The sequence below is a fragment of the Zhongshania marina genome (assembly GCF_002915595.1).
In the GTDB taxonomy this organism is placed as follows: domain Bacteria; phylum Pseudomonadota; class Gammaproteobacteria; order Pseudomonadales; family Spongiibacteraceae; genus Spongiibacter; species Spongiibacter marinus_B.
In genome coordinates this window covers 60,211-77,861 of record NZ_PQGG01000016.1, presented here as the reverse complement: position 1 = coordinate 77,861, position 17,651 = coordinate 60,211, and the positions used below count along the sequence as shown (strand labels likewise).

Genomic DNA, 17,651 nt, shown 5'->3' with positions numbered 1-17,651 from the left:
CACAAACATGCAAAAACTAACTATCGCCGGCGTTGATATCATCGCCGGCTCTCGGCAACAAATTGAATTGCCAGTGGCGAACCTATACACCCACACCGAATTATCGATGACGGTAAAAGCGGTGCGTGGTCGCAAAGACGGCCCGACGCTATTTGTGAGCGCAGCCATTCATGGCGATGAAATTAATGGCGTCGAAATTGTTCGCCGCCTGCTCCAGCACAAAGCCCTGCGCTCACTGCGCGGTACCCTGCTGGCCATACCTATCGTAAATGTTCACGGCTTTTTAAATAATAGCCGCTACCTTCCCGACGGCCGCGACCTAAACCGCTCTTTTCCAGGTTCGCCCAAAAGCTCACTCGCGGGACGCATGGCCCACACCTTCCTCAATGAAGTTGTGCTGAAATGCACCCACGGTATCGACCTACATACCGGCGCCAGACACCGCAGCAATCTACCGCAGATCCGCGCCGACATAAAAGACAAATCCACCCTAGCCATGGCGGAAAGCTTTGGCGCGCCGGTTATTCTGCACTCGGCAACGCGGGATGGCTCACTGCGAGAAATCGCCAGTGAAAGCAATATCCAAGTCTTGCTTTACGAAGCCGGCGAAGCCCTTCGTTTTGACGAAATTGCCATTCGCGCTGGGGTAAGCGGCATACTCAATGTTATGCGCCAAATTGGCATGCTACCGGCGTCGCGAAGTAAAAAGCCCAAACGCAGCAGCATGATCACTGGGCAATCCACATGGCTTCGCGCAACCAGTAGCGGCGTACTAAGAGCCCTCGTTCCACTGGGCGCCTTTGTAAGTAAAGGCGATGTACTAGCACTGATTTCCGACCCAATGGGCGACAATAGCTCAGACGTAAAAATACTAGCCAGCGACGACGGCATCGTCATCGGCCGAACATTTTTACCGCTTGTGTATGAAGGCGACGCACTCTTTCACATTGCAAAATACAAAGCCAATATTGAAGAAGCACTAGAACAGGTCAATGCCTTTAGAGAAGCATTTGAACCAGAGGTTTATCCAACGGCAGATGAGTACGACGACCATCCACCGATTGCGGGGTGAACAAAAATAAAGCCCCTCAAGATGAGGGGCAAAGAGGTGTATACAATGTGTGCACTTTAAGCAGCCTGCTCTTCCTCTGCCTTTATTGACGCCACTGGTTCGTCAACACCCAGCCGAATAAGATAATCAAAGGCGCCCAGCGCTGCGCTTGCGCCGCTTCCTACCGCAACCACTATTTGCTTAAAGGGCGCGGTGGTTACATCACCCGCAGCAAACACACCTGGGATTGATGTTTCTCCCCGTGCATTTATTTCAATTTCACCACGGGCCGTTAACGCCACGCTGCCTTTTAAGAATTCGGTGTTGGGCACCAAGCCGATCTGAACAAATATACCCGCAAGGCTGACGCTCTTTGTGTCGCCGGTATTGCGATCTGTGTATTGCAAGCCGGTTACCCGCTGGCCATCGCCGAGCACTTCGGTGGTTTGGGCACTGGTGATAATGTCGATATTTTTCATCGACCGCGCTTTGCGCTGCAGCACGTCGTCTGCCCGTAATTTGCTATCGAATTCCAGCACCGTGACGTGGGCAGTTATGCCGGCAAGATCAATTGCTGCTTCTATACCTGAATTACCGCCGCCGATGACCGCTACGGATTTGCCTTTAAATAAAGGGCCGTCGCAGTGCGGGCAGTAGGCCACGCCTTTGCCACGGTATTCCTGCTCGCCGGGTACATTCATTTCCCTCCAGCGTGCGCCGGTAGCGAGTAGCACCGAGCGGCTACGTAATACCGCGCCTCCCTCTACGCTAATTTCAATACTGCCGTCATCAGCAACAACAGTCAGTGCCGAAGCCTTGTGGCCGCGCATAATATCAACATCGTAGGCGCTAACGTGGGCTTCTAAATTAGCGACTAATTTAGGGCCTTCGGTTTCAGTTACCGAGATAAAATTCTCGATGCTAACGGTATCTAATAATTGGCCGCCAAATTTGTCAGCGAGCACACCTGTTTTGATACCTTTACGCGCCGCATAAATTGCCGCTGATGCGCCCGCTGGGCCACCACCCACAATCAGCATGTCGAATACGTCTTTTTCAGCAAGTTTTTTAAGGCTGCGTGCACCGGCATTTTTATCGATTTTCTTTAAAATATCGGCCAAGCCAATGCGGCCCTGTGAAAACTGCTGGCCGTTCATAAATACAGTCGGCACCGCCATGACTTTGCGATCATCCACTTCTGTTTGAAAGATCGCGCCATCGATCATCTCATTGCTAATCTGCGGATTGATTGCCGCCATCATATTCAGCGCCTGAACCACCTCTGGGCAGGTCTGGCAGCTCAATGAAATATAGGTTTCAAAGCGGTATTCGCCGTCGAGATTACGCACCTGCTCGATTAGCTCTTGGTCGATCTTCATGGGGTGACCGCCGCTGTGAAGCACCGCCAGAACCAAGGACGTAAATTCATGACCAAGGGGCACACCGGCAAAACGCATCTCTGTACCGTTAGCCACTGAACGGACACCCATTGCTGGGCGGCGCGCCGCCGTATCTTCACCTTCAATTACGGATACCAGAGCAGACAGCTCAGACACCTCGTTCATTAGGGTTTCAAGCTCACGGGATTTGTCTTGGCCATCGAGATACGCGACCAGCTCTACCGGAGTTTTTAAATTTTGGAGGTAAGCCTCCAACTGGATTTTCATTTTCGCGTCTAACATGACAACTCCCGGAAATATTTAAATTAATTTTAAAAATTCGGTTTAAAAAAGGCCCCGTCACCGAGGCCAACAGGGGTGTTAAATTTTACCGACCAGATCTAGCGACGGAGACAAGGTCGCTTCACCTGGCTGCCATGCCGCTGGACAAACTTCGCCGTCGTGTTCAGCAACGTATTGAGCAGCTTGTACTTTACGCACCAGCTCTTTAGCTGAGCGACCAATACCAAGGTCATGCAGTTCTGCCACTTTGATTTCGCCCTCTGGGTTAATCACAAAGGTGCCGCGCAATGCCAGTCCATCTTCTTCAATCATCACGCCGAAGTTGCGTGAAATTTTGCCCGTTGGGTCGCCAATCATTGGGTACTGAATCTTGCCAATGGTGTCGGATGTGTCGTGCCACGCTTTATGGGTAAAGTGGGTATCGGTTGATACCGAGTAAACCTCTACGCCCATTTCTTGTAGCTGCGCATAGTGGTCAGCTAGGTCGCCAAGTTCAGTCGGGCATACAAAGGTAAAATCAGCGGGGTAAAAAGCGACTACCGACCACTTACCGAGTAGATCCGCATCACTTACCTCGATGAAGTCACCGTTGTGATAGGCGGTAGCTTTGAAGGGCTGTACTTTTGTGTTGATAATTGTTGGAAACATAATGTCACTCCTGATGTGTTGATAAAGGTAAATTCGATTTGCCTTAAGCTCAGGAGCCATACTACGGAAGGGTAACTTTCATATCTAATCGATCATTATTATGATATTGATAGGTTTTACCGATACCAATTAGGCAGAACATGATTAAGATTCGCGACCTTCAATACCTAGACGCCGTTGCCAAACACGGGCATTTTGGCCGCGCAGCAGAGGCCTGCTTTGTTAGTCAGCCAACATTGAGCGGTCAAATCATGAAGCTGGAAGACCAGCTCGGGCTCAGCCTATTTGAACGTCATCGCAAAAAAGTCATGCTCACACCGGCAGGGGAAGAATTGCTGGGGCGGGCTCGGCAGGTGCTGCGTTCAGCAGAGGATTTTGAAGAAACGGCAAAGGCCCTCTCCGACCCGCTGAGTGGCGACCTTCATGTGGGATTAATCCCAACCGTGGCGCCGTATTTATTGCCGCACATTATGGCGAATCTCGGCACTAGCCTACCCAATATCAATTTTTATCTGCACGAGAATCAAACCGATGTGTTGATGCAACAATTGGATGAGGGCAAGCTCGACGTCTTAATTCTTAGCTGGCTAAACACCATGCAGGGCGTAGAGCGCTACACTTTATTCAAGGAGCCTCTAGTGCTGGCCTCACCAGTGAAACATCCCTTGGCGCAAAGCAAATCCCTTACCTTAAAAGACTTAAATGGGCAGTGGGTACTCACACTCGAAGACGGCCACTGCCTGCGAGACGAGGCCCTCGATTATTGTTTTAGCGCTGGCGCAAAAGAAGACACCCGCTTTCAGGCAACCAGTTTAGAAACACTACGCTATATGGTAGCCAGCGGCATGGGGATTACCCTCATTCCAGAATTAGCGATAAAAGATGGGGAACACGGACTGCGCTACACGCACTTTAACGCGCCGGTACCAAGCCGAGAAATCTGCCTGATAGTAAGGCCAAACTACTCGCGCATGGAATGTGTGAGGGCGGTGGTATCGTCGATACGGTCATCCATGAGCCCCTACATAAAATAGCAGGGGCTACAGGCATGCTCTGAGGAACTTAATCGATAAAAGAAATACTGCCCAAATAATCCAGCTTACCAAGATCAACGCCGTTGTGACGCAAAATGGCGTAGGCCGTTGTTATATGGAAATACAAATTGGGAATAACAAAGCTCGTCGCAAAAGTACTGCCTAGCATTTTCTTGCCATCCAACCAGGGCAGACTGATTTCACGTGTTGCGGTGTCAGTGAAATCCGCCGCTGAGAACGTGGCCAAATATTCCTGCACCGCTGCGATTCGACTATACAACTCATCTAAGGTGGTTTCGGTATCTTCATGCTTAGGCGCGCTGTCAGCCTTGCCAGCCAATCGTGCCGCACCTAATTTGGCGGTGTCGCAACAAATTTGTACTTGGCGAATTAAGGCAAATTGATCCGGCGCTAAACGCGAGGTAAGCAACACCTCTGGATCTATCTTTTTGGTCTCGGCAAAGGCCGCTGCCTTTTCAAGCATCACCTTTAGGTTGTCCAGCATTTTACTGGCCTGCACCACTGTAATGTCATAAAACATCGTTGATCACCTCGCAGAAGAAATAGAGCAATTTATGTTTTTGTTGCTGCTACAGAGTTGGGGGGCTTAATGGCGCTATTCAATAGCGCCACCATGATTAATTTTCCGCTACGCAAAAGCGCCTCCTTGGTGTAAGCCAAGGAGGCGCTACAAAATGCTACGTAAAATACTATTAGACTATATCGCCTTTAACCAGCCCTCTTAGCGACTGAGCTCAAAGGCGGGAGATGCCCAAGCAGAGCGCGAACCCTGCGGCACAGGCGGCAGGGCCTGACCACCGACCAGCACTTCTTCAGCACTGCCATATTGCAACCATGTTTGGGTAGGAACTACGCCAACACCTGGCTTGCTATAGTCGCACACGCCCTCTGGGAAAATATCTCGCACCTGTGCCGCAAACGCATCTGGATCACTAATCAATGGGTTAGCAGCGTAGTCCGCAGCATCCACTGGGCGCAGCTGGCATTTATTATTCCATGTTTCTATGGAGTCTCCCGCCACCGTGCGTGGCGTGCCAAAACGGGTTTGCACCAGAGTGTGCTGCAACTCTGCAAGCGGCCCCGTTAACTGCGCAGACGCACCAGAACTATCGTAGGCACTTGCATCCAATCCACAGGCTTGATTGGCCAATTGATCGAATACCACGCCTGCCTCCGCCGGCGGTGAAGGTAAGGCACCGGGGATTGGTAAAATAGGTGTGGGATACAAAATATTGCCCGTAAGCGGAATAATCAGCCCATTTTCACTTAGCAATGTCTGCGCAGACAAACAGCGATCTCTAGCCGCAGCAGGCTTATTACTAAGCACTTTTTCAGTTAAGGCCGCGTCGCTGGTATCTGCCTCAATCGCTGCCATCCAGCTGTCCATCACCACCAATGCCTCAGAGGAATAAACGGTGTCGCCAGCCAAGGGGAATTGACCAAACCAAATTACGTGATTGTCTGCATGCCCCTGTTTCTCCTCCAAGCGCGCCCGCATTTGCCAGGAGTGGTAAGCGTCGTGGGCTATACCGGGGTCAGCTCCACGCAGGTCGATAATAGCGATATTGCTAAGGTGCTCGGCGGTATTAATTGCGCCAGTTTTATACGCATTGGTAAGTGCTAGCGGGTCTGCAATTGTCCGCTCTGGACGCTGGCGGATATCAACGCTAAAGCCACCAATATTGCGATTCAAATCTAAAAATTGATCTGCGGTAATAGAACCTTGCTGCAGGGCGGCCAAGCCATACTGCACACCAATATTATCGAGGGGAATACCGCCAAAACCACGCCCTAAAATCTGTTCGTTTTGCGACCATACATCTTCGCTGCGCTCACCAAACAGCGGCTTCATATAATCAATAATACCGCAGCGCAAACCGTCGATTTGGGTTTCAGGATGGTATACCGGCACCGCATCTCTCAAGCCAGGGCAATCCTCTTGATCAGGATACGCTGAAGGAAAGAAGGCAAGGTCCGACACAATCGGGTTGAGCGGCAAATGGCCGTAAATCAAACTCCACTGCAACAGGGGAAGAAAATTAGGATTAAAAGACGGAAAATCTTCGGGACTAAAATTCTCAGGATCAGTTGGGAAACTCGCACCGAAGTAGGTATTCAATAAATTGTAATCGGCAAACTGGGTGGCCGTCGTCCACGCGTCAGGATAAGAACACTGAACAATAATGCCCTGGTAAATACCTGGGTATGCGTTTGCAACATGCTGTTGAGCAATCGCACCGCCGGAACAACCGGTACCAATGGTATAGCGAAGCTCGCCATAGGTTTCTACGATATGCTCCTTGGCCATGACCAAGGACTCGGCGGACGTTACCAAGTTTACGTTATGACCAAGATTTGCTAAGGCCGTCGATAAAGTCATAAAACCACGACTCAATGCAACTGTTATACTGTCGCCCAGTAATAGCTCACCGCCGTCTGGCGCGGTACCGCTTATATCACCATTGGGTGGATTACCGGGACCATACGTCACCCCAACATTGCCACCGTGATGTATCAGCAACTTACCGTTCCACTGCTCCTGTGGCGCGAATGGCGTCCACGCAACACCGGGTTGAAACAGGGTCATAATTTGGTAGCGATCTCTGTTCTGTACCCCCTTTTCAACACGCACAATAAACGGAAGCTCAACTCCCTCATCCGTTGTGGTCATGGCGATATCACCCTCCGCCGGCGGGTTCTGTGGGTCATAGGGCAAAAATGCGGGGGGCAGCTCCATGCTGCTAGGGTCAAAATTAGTTAACAATGCCTGCAGACGATTTGCGGGCACATATTTAAAACTGTATTCAGGGGCCTGGTTACACTGAGCGTCTATCGCAGCGTCATTAGTGCACGTCCAAGGCTGAACCTGTGGGCCTGAAAAAACGGGGCCGCCGTTAGGGTGATTAACTATCGTGGTATTTAATACCGAACCGTCTGCCAGTGTCGCTACAATTGCGTTTTCACCCAATGATAGGCCATCCACCAAGCCGATCATTCTGCCGTCATTGCGTATTGCAAACACACTACTCACATCGCGGTTGCCGGCCTTTACTGCAAGGCCTGTCAGTTTAGCTGCGTCCGCCGCGACGATTTCAATCAAGGCGTCGCCGTTGCTAATAAGATCTGAGCGATTCGACAAGACTCGAATCTGGCCATCGCCAGCCACTGGGTTTGCGGTGCCGCCGCCATTATCGACCGGATCTGGGCTAGCGCTTCCATTTGAACTACTGGAGCTGCCGCCGCAGCCTCCGAGCACAAGAGCGGAAACAAATACAGGAACGACGACAGCAGATAAAGAAAAGGAAGAAATCTTCATATAAACAACCTATTAGCATGCTCTTATTATTTAGCTAACACTCCGCATTTACAGAGTGCCGCCCTAGCAAACGGATCATTATAGTGATGCTAACTTAATGATAGCTGAACAGCGCCCAGCCAAATACCCAAATTACAAATTTGAGACATAGTGACAAAGAAAATAGCGCGTAATCAAGCGCAATGCGATAAAGGAAAAGATGTACGGAAATATGAAACCGCGGCGCAGGTAAGCCTAATTTAGCCAGCTTCCAAGCCGTCGTCTCGCCGCAACCACCGGTAGGCGTATGGCGCGAGGACGAGACTTGCTTGACCACGCACACTGCGGTTGTCGCTCGTTATATCTAGCCACTGGGCCGACTCGTCTAGGTTTAAGTCCGCCAGCAATATTTCTTGTGGTTCGGCACTAATATTGTAAATGGCGACAATCGCTGCGCCACTACTGTGACTTTCTCGGCGAATACCAAACACCTTGTCACCTAAATGCAGGGGGTACTGAGCAGCATTGGGATGAAAAGCAGCTTGCGCCGAGCGCAATGCTATAAGCGCTTTCAGCACATTAAATATTCTAGCGTGGTGGCTATTGGTTTCTAGCTGAGACTCTAAATCATCCGCCGCCCATTGATGACGGTTAATAGAGCGGTTGTGACTGGTGTGTAATACCCGATTCTCGTCATTTTCGGTCGCCAGCAAACTGTGTATATAAAATGCCGGAACACCTTGAACGGCCAACATCAATGCGTGGGCGCAGATAAAACGCTGCTCCTGAAATCCGTCTTCACCGTCATTTTCATTACTGGCATGTAAATGACGGCGCATAGCATCATATAAGCTGATGTTAATTTCATAGGGGCGATTTTCGCCATTCGCCAAGGCTCGCCAAGACACCCTGCCACCACTTTTTTGCATGAGCGCAACGAGCTGGTTAATGTCGGCATCATCTAACAAGCCCTCTGCTGGGCGTAATCCGATTCCGTCATGGGAGGCAATAAAATTAAAATACGTGGTGCCGTCTTGCGCGGCGGGCATCCCCATCATCCAGGTTTTTAATGCCTTGCAACTACCGCTCACCATGGTGTTGATTAACAGCGGCGGCAGCGAAAAGTTATAAACTAAATGGGCTTCGTTGGCGTTACCAAAGTAAGCTAAGTTTTCCCGTAGCGGAATATTGGTTTCTGTAATAATAATTGCGTCTGGCACCGCATGCTCTATGAGTGTTCTAACTAGGCGCACGGCTTCGTGAGTTTGCTCTAAATTTAAACTTGTCGTACCGGGGATTTTCCACAAAAAGGCGACGGCATCTAAACGAAAAATTTTGACACCCATATCTAGGTAATAGCGAATAATTTTTACAAATTCTAATAAGACTTTTGGATTTTGAAAATTTAAATCGACTTGATCGTGACTAAAGGTACACCATACATGACGCTTTCCGTCTAAGGTTTGCACCTCGTTTAACAGAGGGCTGGTACGGGGCCTAACGACTTCGCTTAAATCGGTAGCAGGATCAACCTCAACAAAATAATCCATACCTGGATCACGGCGCTGCTTAAAATTCTCAAACCATAAGCTGCGGCTTGAACAATGGTTAATCACTAAATCTGCCATTAAATCAAAATCGCGGGCGATTGCACTTATGTCCTTCCAATCACCTAGCGAAGGATTCACTTCCACATAATTAATGACCGAAAATCCGTCATCTGAACTATAGGGGTAAAACGGAAGAATATGGACGCCACTGATTAAGCCGCGCAATTCTCTGCGCAAAAAATCGTGCAAGGTATGGAGGGGCCATTCACCGTCCCGCAATATTGAGTCACCGTAGGTAATTACTAAGGTGTCACTTTCATCCCACAAATTCTTGTGGGCTTCGGGCATAAAACAGCGTTGATCTAGCGCCATCAGTGCAATTATGTCATCTAACAAAACGGCCTTATCAAGGTTGGGGTATAAAACCTCTAAATGGGCACTAAGTCGATTACGTAAATGCTGCTGCGGCGCCAAATCTGTCATTCAAGAAAACTCCTCATTATCTGCAACAACCGCCGCCAACATATCATCCAGCAGCGTCGGCTCTGCGCTACACACGCGGTTCCAACTTGGAATAAAAGGGGTTTCCATCGGGTTTTCTAAAAACATACTGCCCGCTTTTACAATATTCTGCGCGAATAATTCAACCGCCTGCTCCTCGCGATGCAGATCTAAGTCCAAGCCATTCATCACCGCATCATTGCGATAGCTATCTACAAAATCTAAGGCCACGCGGTAGTAAGTTGCCTTAATAGAACGAAATGTTTCGCTATTAAATACTACGCCATTGGTAGCCAATTTTCGGAATATCGCTTTAGAAATGTCGATAGACATTTTTGATAAACCACCACCATCGTCTTGCGCAGATAAATCCTGATGCTTGTGATCATAGACATCAGCAATATCAACCTGACACAAGCGGTTGGTTGAATAATTTCGGTACATCTCAGATAGCACGCCAATCTCTAAACCCCAATCACTTGGAATTCTAAGGTCATTCAATACGTCTTTACGCATCGAAAATTCACCCGACAAGGGATAGCGATAGCTGTCTAGATAATCTAAATAATCTAGTGAACCAAATATTTTTTTCAGTGAACGAATTAGTGGCGTGACCAATAAACGACTCACCCGACCATTAATTTTTCCGTCTGCAACCCTTGCGTAATAGCCCTTACAAAACTCGTAGTTAAACCCAGGGTTCGCGACGGGATAAAATAGCTGCGCCAGCAACCTGCGGTCGTAGGTTAAAATATCGCAATCGTGCAAGGCGATAGCTTCCGCACGGCCAGAGGCCTGTATATAGCCGAGACAAAACCACACATTGCGGCCTTTTCCCGGCTCAACAGGCGACAAGCCTCTGCTATTTAAACGCTGATCTATGGCTCGCAAACGCGGACCATCGTTCCACAACACTTGATGCCGCTGCGGCAGCCTACTAAAAAATTTTAAGGCGTGGCGGTACTGTTCTTCATTGGCTTGATCGAGCCCGATGACGATTTCGTCGATGTATTTTACTTTCGCAATTTCATCAATAATCGCGGGAAGTGCATCGCCCTCTAACTCAGAAAACAGCGATGGCAATACCAAGGCCATCGGTCTGCGCTCTGAAAATTTCAGTAATTCAGCTTCAAGATCTTCGACTGGTCTGTCTACCAAATTGTGAAGTGTCGTAATAATGCCGTTTTGGTAAAAATCGCCCATAACATTCTCATTTTATTCTTTAATAAAAGCACCGCGCATCATCATATTATCGCAGCATCAGTTCAGTAATTTTAAAAGTGTCTCGTTCCAGCCCGCTGGGCCGTATTGCTCTGTCAGCACAATGTCACCATTGGGTGACGAAATCTCCGGCGGTGCATGATGCGCAGACCGCACCACCACACCAATATCGGCGGCCGCCAACATCGCTATATCGTTACCGCTGTCTCCTAGGGCAATCACCCGTGGCATGGCGCCTGCAGGATACAAGCAAGAAACCAGCCACGACATTGCCACGCCTTTGTTTGTTGGCCCCATAATATGGTGGAAACGGCCACCTTTTAAGGCCTGTAATCCAGCGGCTTGCAAATCCTCGGTAAATTTTTGCCACTGCGCCTCGCTGTCCCGCCAGCGAATTGGCTCAGAATAATCGCGCTGCAAAGCGAGTTCCGCATCTGCACTATCGAGTCCGGTTATTTTCTGCAAGGCCGGCACATCCAAATCACTAAAGCCCGAAAACTGATAAGCCTTTTCATCTCGCCAACGATGGAGCATTTCAACAATTTCTTGGCGGCGCGGCGCAAACCGCTTGTGGCGCTCGCCATTTACTTGCTCCAAATCAATATTCGCTAATAGCTCGCACTCCGCCGGCACAACCACCGCAGCACCATTCTCAACGATATAGGGATAAGGATTATCTAAACGCGCAGAAAGTAATCTTAATTCCGCACTGGTTTTGCTGGTATTTAATATCCAAGCAATCGACTTTTCTTTAAGCAGCGCCAATGCCGGTGCAGCAGCGCTAAATGAATAATCATCGTGATCTAATAATGTGCCATCTAAATCGGTAAAAATTATATGCTCGGCAGCAATCGCGGTCATGATCCCTCCCTGTAAGCCACGTTTAAAATCTCGCGCTGCGTTCCCAGCGCCATCACGCAATCGGCGCGCTTAGGTAGTGTATTCAAGCAGTGGGTCGTGATTCGCTGATAATGCTGAATAAATCGCAATATAGCCGCTTCATCCATGAGCGCAGACGCCTGAACATTACCCGCTAGACGCTGCGCTAATTTTTGCTCTTGCTCGCTACGCCAAGCTGCAACGCAATTAAAATCTGGCGCACGCAACATTAATAAATAATCTAGCTCCGCAAACAAATCTTGATATTCCGCAGCAAGACAGCTGTTTACGTAAGTGCGCCACTGAGCGTCACTATCCTCTGAGCGCTCTAACTCATTTATGGGTAACTTTAGGTCTGCTTCGTCCTGCGGCGTAGCACCCACACACCAGCCCTCAAACACAATCAAATCGACTGGGCCGCTTATTTGCGGCCAACTTGATTCCGGCGCCCTATCGTCGCAAGCCTTATCAAAGCGTGGCAATGACGCACGCTCACCAGCGCCAATATGACGTAATGTCGCAATGGTCTCTAAGGCCAAAGAAATATCGTGGGTGCCCGGCACGCCACGGGTTCGCAATAAAGGATGGCGCTTTGCAGCCAGTTGTTGGCGTTCTGCCAAGCTAAGATAAAAGTCATCGAGGGATAGCAGGGCGACATTCAATCCACCCTGCTCTTGCAAATACCAATGTATGAACTCAGCAAGGGTAGATTTGCCGCTGCCCTGTGAACCGTGAATACCCAATACCGGTACTCGCCCCGCTGCTGCGAGTTTCGGGCGAATAGCTTCTATAAAGGGGATAAAGCTATCTCGTGCCTGTGCCCGATAAGTCTCGGGCAATTTCTCGCGTTCGAGAAATTTGCTCAAGGCATCCAGAGTGTTTGGCAAAACGTCCCTCCGTTATTGGCGTCTTGGTATTAACCTTAGACCATATTAACCGTTAAGTGCTACAGAGAAGTTATGCAGATTTCTTGCCAGCAAGGCGCAAAAAGAGATGAAGGCGAAGGTCGGTAAAAACTACAGGCAAAAAAAAGAGGCCGTGTGGCCTCTTCTCTACAACACGTCTATTAGTGCTGATGTCCGCCTACGCCGTGAACATGGCCATGGCTGAGCTCTTCTTCGCTAGCAGCACGTACTGCTTCAATGCTGACATCGAAGTTAAGCACTTGACCTGCCAAAGGATGGTTTGCATCAACTGTGACGTTTTCGTCGTCGACTTCTTTAACAACAACAGTCTGCATTTGACCGCCAGCGCCCTGCGCTTGGAATTGCATACCAACTTCGATTTGATCGACACCTTGGAATGCGGCGCGTGGTACTGGCTGAATCAGCTCAGGGTTCAATTCGCCGTAACCGTCGGCAGGCTGAACAACCACTTTCATCGCATCGCCAATAGTTTTACCCGTCAATTCATTCTCAAGACCTGGAATGATGCCGCCGTGGCCGTGAAGATACGTTAGTGGATCCTGACCTTTAGAAGAATCAATTACAGTACCGTTGTCATCAGTCAGGGTGTAGTGAAACGCCACTACGCAATCATTCGCAATAATCATGGGAGCCTCCCGTTAAAATAAGCCGACAAGCATGACAGTTTTGACCAACAAGGTCACGCGAGAGCCCGAATTTATTGGAAATTGACCGAGATTAAGGCCCTAAATCATTATTATCGACGAGCCAAGCCGAATATTTAAGCCACGGCAATATACGATTAATGACGCATTGTGATCAGAACATGCCTGAATTTGGGCCGAATACCTTATCTATTTGGATCGGTAATTTCCTGCCCGACCTCAACAATTCGGCGACGCAACCAGATGTGACCGGGATCATGTTGTAGTAAGGGGCTCCACGCCAACTTCAGCTCTATTGGAATAATCATGAACGGCGGCTTGCGAATGGACAAGCGTGGATCGTCGTCATAAAGACGAGCAACCTGGGTCGGCAAGGTCGCGATGAGATCCGGATGTTTGGCAAGCAATGCCGCCACTTGATAATGACGGGTAAACACGCGGATTTGGCGCTCGTGTCCGCACTCCGCCAGAGCCTCATCGACCCAACCCAAGCGCTGGCTATCGCGCTGACTCATGCCTCGACCAACCCCCATACCCGTTTTACTTACCCAAATATGGGGAGCCGCGAGGAATGCATCCATATCAAAATTTTCTAGGGCCTTGTTTTCGCTGCTCATCAAACAAGAAAAGCTGTCCCGCCACACTGTGGCTTGATGAAAAGACTGCGGCAGGCGATCAAAGCGGTTGATCGCCATATCAATTTTACCTTGCTCCAAATCTTGGAAGGTAACGTCACTGGGCGTAAGAACATCAAGGGTGATATTGGGCGCCTCGTCCCTAAGCTTGAATAATAGCGGCGCCAACAACGTCGACTCTGCATAGTCACTCGCCATAATTCGAAACACGCGGGTGCTATTTGTCACCTCAAAATCAGACACCGGCAGCACCGCCTGCTCCACCGAGGACAATATCGTACGCACCTGCGGTTGCAATTCAAGCGCGCGCTCGGTCGGCGTCATACCTTCACTGGTTCTGACCAACAGCGGGTCATTAAACAAATCTCGCAGCCGCCGCAAGCCATTACTCAAGGCCGGCTGGGTAATACCCAATTGCTCCGCGGCACGGGTTACATTTTTCTCCCGCAGCAGAACGTCTAGGTAAACAAGAAGGTTAAGGTCTATACGCGACAGATTCATGGAAGTAATGGCTCCGCATTTTTATATAATACGGTGTGATTATGGGCGCTTTGGCTTATGGATACTAGATATGCGCCAAAGAAACACCCCATCCATAAAGCTAGGAAGGTGGTGAAGTGTGAGGGAATTCTCAGAAAATCAGATATTTACGCATTTATTTGATGACCGTAAGAAGCGGCGCGCAATATTGAGCCCACTTCTCGAAAGATCTCCACCGCATTTGAATTTCAGCGATTCGCACTAGGCCCGCGCACCAATAACATCTGCGATACCGCCAGGCGCCGGCGAACTTGTAAAACCGGTCATTCTAAACCACGCCTGCTCTCTTTCACTTTGACGCTGGGCAACTGCCAGCAGCTTTGCATCAGCTCGTCCATCCAGCTTGATCGCTGCGGCGATTGCCGCTTGCTTGAGCTCGCGACTTTGCTTACGTATTTCGGCCAAGCTATTGTCTGCACTCAAGAGTGGGGTACTCAGTAATTCGCCCGCAATTTCAACACCGTCAATCTCAGCCAAATCAGCTAGTAATTGATAGTAGTCCGCTGCCTCTTGCCGCTCATAACGTAACTCAAACTCCTGCACATCAATAAGCCATGCCAGCGTGGCAGCAATCATGCCCGCCTGTTCTTGGGCAAAGCGCGCCTCTGCCGGTAGTGCTGGAATAACAGAACGCTCCAACGAGGCTTTCATCGATGCGAGTTGCTGATTAACCGTCGGCGTCATGCTGCTGCTCCTCTAAAAGAATTGCATTCAATTCATTGACAAAATAAAAGCCAAGACCCGGCACAATGTTCATCATGGTATCTAGGTGAGTCATTCGATCAGCCGCTAATTTAGGGCCTGTAGCGCAACAGGCGATAATCGCCCAATACATATTCAGCACGGTGTAATAACGCAAACGCTCGGGATCTACGGATAAGCCGGAGAGCCGCGTGTACTCCTCAATAAAGGCATTTTTCTCGACTAAGCCTGCACAGTAATAAGTGCCACCCTCAAGCGTGCCATAGCCAGGAAGCATGGCGTAAGCCAAATCCATATGCCGGTCACCCAGATAGCCCGCCTCCCAATCTAAGATCGCGGTTATTTCATCCGTATTTTCATCGAATAGAAAATTGCCGTTCCGATAATCCCCATGCACTAAAGAGATATGATCAACCACGGGGCGATTGCGCCACAGCCATGCCCGCGCAAGAGCAATCGTAGGGTGCGCTTCAACAGCGTCCTCGTCCCAGACCCTGTCCCAATGCGCCAGACTCCAATCTACTGCATCGCTCGTGCCCTCGCGGGGAATAACTAAAGCAGACAGATCCTTATCGCGCCAATCCATGGTATGTAAGGCGGCAAGGTGTCGAATATATTGCGGCGCCAATTTTTCGCGATGCTTACCATACACCGTACCCAAGCCCGTCGCTTTGCCACCGCCGTCTTTAGGCGAGGCAACGCCAGGATTGAAGGAACAGATCAGCGCTGGTCGACCAAAATATTCATCACTGTCGCTTACCCAAAACGCCTCAGGCACTGGAAGCACGCCAGCAACCGCCCGAATAATCTGGAACTCGCGCAAGCGGCAGGTTTCGATCACAGAACACAGCGGACTCATGCGCAAAATCATTTTCACCAATTGACGATCGGCATTGGGGCGATACAAGTCGAAAACGTATTGCTCCATAGAGGCTCCGCCGCTCAGGGCGTTTAAATCGCGAACTTCAAAGCCCTGGCCTATCTGAGCAGTTAAAAATCGATTTAACTGCTCAGCAATAAGTGACACGTCAGAAGGTGTATATTCCACTTTACCGCGCAGTGCCATTTTTCTATCAAGCGCCGCTGCCAAACTCGGCTCTATCAGGGCGGCCATTACCGCGCCGCCTTTTGCGCACGAAATGCAGCAGTGGTCGACGCCAATTGCGCCGGTGAAGCGCCGTGCAAGACTAAGTGATCCAAACCGGCGTCAACATAGTCTTGCAAGCGTTTGGCGCAGTGTTCTGCCGAGCCAACAACACAACCAGTTTCAACCCACTCACGAGGAATCATATGACCAATGTCTACGAGTTCCTGCCGCGTAAAGGCTTGATCGGCAATCGCATCTCCCTGCATTTTAGGATGCGACATAATCGCCTCCATCGCAGATCGATCCCAGCCATTTGCCTTTAATAACTGCTCAGAAACCCCGGGGAATGAGAAGTGAGTAATCATACGAGCATTCATTACCAGATGTTCTTCTTCTGGCGTCATTTCCGGCGCACACAACATCGTATTATAAATTTTAAGGGACGCCGGATCCCTGTCGTGGCGCTCGCAAGCTTCACGCAATTTTTTACAAATTTCGGCTGTTGCCTCTACCGTTAATTCGCAACCAATAAACACGCCATCAAATAAGCGAGCGCTCAAATCTATACCCATTGGGCCCAGCACCCAGCTCGAGAAAATGATTGGCGGACGTGGCGCAGTCGGCGGATCAGGCATTCGCAAATTACTAAATTTGCCTAAATCACCCTCATAATTAACAGTCTTACCTGCCCACAAATCGAGGAGAATTTGAGCGTAATCACCAAAGCCGCGCATGGTTGGCCGAAGCATGCCGCCCTTTTCATTAATACCCCATAACCCTCGGGCCAAACCAAGCAACAATCGATCGCCAAAAATTTGTTGAAAGGTTGCACCCATTGCGGCGGTCACCGCCGGCGTGCGGGTACCTATAGCAACAGACCCCATTCCAAATTTAATTGTCTCGGTGCGGGCAGCGATTGCGCCGGCGTGGACTCCCAACTCCTTCATGTCGAAACGCTCAGCAATCCACGCACTGGTTAAGCCTATACGCTCTGCCTCAACCGCCTCGTCCATCGCTCGGGCAGGGTCTTTGATTCGACCACCCAACAAATAAACACCCAACTCGTCTAGGGGACTTAATTTTTCCATAACACCTCCTGCGAATATAATTTTTATAAATTGCGATTGGTTGCTGCACTGAATTTTCAGAAAAATTGAGAAGGATGATGAGCCGCCTTCTTCTCGTCTATTATTGATTTATTTATCAATAATAGACGAGATTGAAATTAAGAAGCA

The 17,651-nt window shown here is 49.6% G+C and carries 15 protein-coding genes; 2 read left to right on the top strand and 13 right to left on the bottom strand.

The annotated features are described in order from the left end of the window. The first annotated feature begins 7 nt into the window (after window positions 1-7). Window positions 8-1,072 carry a succinylglutamate desuccinylase/aspartoacylase family protein gene (locus C0068_RS07200; protein WP_103683819.1) on the top strand — a complete coding sequence of 355 codons (1,065 nt, stop codon included), beginning with the start codon at window positions 8-10 and terminating at the stop codon, window positions 1,070-1,072. 56 nt (window positions 1,073-1,128) lie between these two features. On the opposite strand, the gene ahpF is transcribed toward C0068_RS07200, so the two are convergent. Both ahpF and ahpC read right to left on the bottom strand, forming a co-directional pair. Then, window positions 1,129-2,733, bottom strand: a complete 1,605-nt coding sequence (ahpF, locus tag C0068_RS07195; protein WP_103683818.1) for an alkyl hydroperoxide reductase subunit F — start codon at window positions 2,731-2,733, stop codon at window positions 1,129-1,131. A gap of 78 nt (window positions 2,734-2,811) precedes the next feature. After that, entirely contained in the window at window positions 2,812-3,381 is a 570-nt protein-coding gene (gene ahpC / locus C0068_RS07190) for an alkyl hydroperoxide reductase subunit C (RefSeq protein WP_103683817.1), read from the bottom strand. 140 nt (window positions 3,382-3,521) lie between these two features. Between ahpC and oxyR the strand changes: the two genes are divergently transcribed. Next, window positions 3,522-4,415: a DNA-binding transcriptional regulator OxyR gene (oxyR, locus tag C0068_RS07185; protein WP_103683816.1), complete on the top strand. Its 894-nt coding sequence runs from the start codon at window positions 3,522-3,524 to the stop codon at window positions 4,413-4,415. A 28-nt stretch (window positions 4,416-4,443) separates the two neighbouring features. On the opposite strand, the gene C0068_RS07180 is transcribed toward oxyR, so the two are convergent. The 11 genes from C0068_RS07180 to C0068_RS07130 all read right to left on the bottom strand — a co-directional run bounded on the left by C0068_RS07180 (window position 4,444) and on the right by C0068_RS07130 (window position 17,504). After that, window positions 4,444-4,956 (bottom strand): DUF1993 domain-containing protein, encoded by a 513-nt coding sequence (locus C0068_RS07180; protein WP_103683815.1) that lies wholly within the window; start codon window positions 4,954-4,956, stop codon window positions 4,444-4,446. 201 nt (window positions 4,957-5,157) lie between these two features. Continuing rightward, on the bottom strand, window positions 5,158-7,752 hold the full coding sequence (locus C0068_RS07175) for a DUF6351 family protein (protein ID WP_103683814.1): 2,595 nt from the start codon (window positions 7,750-7,752) through the stop codon (window positions 5,158-5,160). 239 nt (window positions 7,753-7,991) lie between these two features. Next, entirely contained in the window at window positions 7,992-9,764 is a 1,773-nt protein-coding gene (locus tag C0068_RS07170) for a sugar phosphorylase (protein WP_103683813.1), read from the bottom strand. Further along, entirely contained in the window at window positions 9,765-10,985 is a 1,221-nt protein-coding gene (locus C0068_RS07165) for a glycosyltransferase family protein (RefSeq protein ID WP_103683812.1), read from the bottom strand. It abuts the gene before it with no gap. Between the two features lie 57 nt (window positions 10,986-11,042). After that, window positions 11,043-11,864, bottom strand: a complete 822-nt coding sequence (locus C0068_RS07160; RefSeq protein WP_103683811.1) for an HAD-IIB family hydrolase — start codon at window positions 11,862-11,864, stop codon at window positions 11,043-11,045. Beyond that, the gene (locus C0068_RS07155) at window positions 11,861-12,769 is read right to left on the bottom strand and encodes a hypothetical protein (RefSeq protein ID WP_103683810.1); all 909 of its coding nucleotides are present in this window, start codon (window positions 12,767-12,769) and stop codon (window positions 11,861-11,863) included. The genes C0068_RS07160 and C0068_RS07155 overlap by 4 nt, the downstream gene beginning before the upstream one ends. A gap of 179 nt (window positions 12,770-12,948) precedes the next feature. Next, window positions 12,949-13,434, bottom strand: coding sequence for an FKBP-type peptidyl-prolyl cis-trans isomerase (locus C0068_RS07150; protein ID WP_103683809.1), 486 nt, complete (start codon window positions 13,432-13,434; stop codon window positions 12,949-12,951). Window positions 13,435-13,637: 203 nt separating this feature from the next. Further along, on the bottom strand, window positions 13,638-14,588 hold the full coding sequence (locus C0068_RS07145; RefSeq protein WP_103683808.1) for a LysR family transcriptional regulator: 951 nt from the start codon (window positions 14,586-14,588) through the stop codon (window positions 13,638-13,640). Between the two features lie 240 nt (window positions 14,589-14,828). After that, window positions 14,829-15,311: a hypothetical protein gene (locus tag C0068_RS07140; protein WP_103683807.1), complete on the bottom strand. Its 483-nt coding sequence runs from the start codon at window positions 15,309-15,311 to the stop codon at window positions 14,829-14,831. After that, window positions 15,295-16,443 (bottom strand): phosphotransferase family protein, encoded by a 1,149-nt coding sequence (locus C0068_RS07135; RefSeq protein WP_103683806.1) that lies wholly within the window; start codon window positions 16,441-16,443, stop codon window positions 15,295-15,297. Before C0068_RS07135 ends, C0068_RS07140 begins: the two co-directional genes overlap by 17 nt. After that, the gene (locus tag C0068_RS07130; RefSeq protein WP_103683805.1) at window positions 16,443-17,504 is read right to left on the bottom strand and encodes a TIGR03857 family LLM class F420-dependent oxidoreductase; all 1,062 of its coding nucleotides are present in this window, start codon (window positions 17,502-17,504) and stop codon (window positions 16,443-16,445) included. The genes C0068_RS07135 and C0068_RS07130 overlap by 1 nt, the downstream gene beginning before the upstream one ends. Between the last annotated feature and the right edge of the window lie 147 nt (window positions 17,505-17,651).

Bases quoted from the DNA above. Each gene is read 5' to 3' on its own strand.
- C0068_RS07180 (WP_103683815.1), bottom strand. From the start codon at position 4,956: ATGTTTTATGACATTACAGTGGTGCAGGCCAGTAAAATGCTGGACAAC.
- ahpF (WP_103683818.1), bottom strand. From the start codon at position 2,733: ATGTTAGACGCGAAAATGAAAATCCAGTTGGAGGCTTACCTCCAAAAT.
- oxyR (WP_103683816.1), top strand. From the start codon at position 3,522: ATGATTAAGATTCGCGACCTTCAATACCTAGACGCCGTTGCCAAACAC.
- C0068_RS07150 (WP_103683809.1), bottom strand. From the start codon at position 13,434: ATGATTATTGCGAATGATTGCGTAGTGGCGTTTCACTACACCCTGACT.
- C0068_RS07130 (WP_103683805.1), bottom strand. From the start codon at position 17,504: ATGGAAAAATTAAGTCCCCTAGACGAGTTGGGTGTTTATTTGTTGGGT.
- C0068_RS07200 (WP_103683819.1), top strand. From the start codon at position 8: ATGCAAAAACTAACTATCGCCGGCGTTGATATCATCGCCGGCTCTCGG.
- C0068_RS07140 (WP_103683807.1), bottom strand. From the start codon at position 15,311: ATGACGCCGACGGTTAATCAGCAACTCGCATCGATGAAAGCCTCGTTG.
- C0068_RS07160 (WP_103683811.1), bottom strand. From the start codon at position 11,864: ATGACCGCGATTGCTGCCGAGCATATAATTTTTACCGATTTAGATGGC.
- C0068_RS07135 (WP_103683806.1), bottom strand. From the start codon at position 16,443: ATGGCCGCCCTGATAGAGCCGAGTTTGGCAGCGGCGCTTGATAGAAAA.
- C0068_RS07170 (WP_103683813.1), bottom strand. From the start codon at position 9,764: ATGACAGATTTGGCGCCGCAGCAGCATTTACGTAATCGACTTAGTGCC.
- C0068_RS07145 (WP_103683808.1), bottom strand. From the start codon at position 14,588: ATGAATCTGTCGCGTATAGACCTTAACCTTCTTGTTTACCTAGACGTT.
- C0068_RS07175 (WP_103683814.1), bottom strand. From the start codon at position 7,752: ATGAAGATTTCTTCCTTTTCTTTATCTGCTGTCGTCGTTCCTGTATTT.
- C0068_RS07165 (WP_103683812.1), bottom strand. From the start codon at position 10,985: ATGGGCGATTTTTACCAAAACGGCATTATTACGACACTTCACAATTTG.
- ahpC (WP_103683817.1), bottom strand. From the start codon at position 3,381: ATGTTTCCAACAATTATCAACACAAAAGTACAGCCCTTCAAAGCTACC.